This is a genomic window from Photobacterium sp. DNB23_23_1, from assembly GCF_052873815.1.
In genome coordinates this window covers 1-204 of record NZ_JBNNXT010000158.1, presented here as the reverse complement: position 1 = coordinate 204, position 204 = coordinate 1, and the positions used below count along the sequence as shown (strand labels likewise).

The window sequence follows — 204 nt, the reverse complement described above, 5'->3', positions numbered from 1 at the left end:
ACCTGTACTAATTGCCCGTGAGGCTTAACCATACAACACCCAAGGGGTTTTTACGGACTCCACGAGCACTTGAATGAGTGTTGAGAACCTAGTCAGATTTTCCCAGATTATGAAGATATTCCGCCTACCAGCGGAATATATTCAAAAGAATTTGCTTGGCGACCATAGCGTTATGGACCCACCTGATCCCATGCCGAACTCAGC

1 rRNA gene is annotated in these 204 nt (G+C 46.6%); it reads left to right on the top strand.

Annotated elements, in window-relative coordinates:
• Positions 1 to 154 precede the first annotated feature (154 nt).
• Positions 155 to 204 (top strand): 5S ribosomal RNA (rrf, locus tag ACVA53_RS25210); the annotation flags it as partial.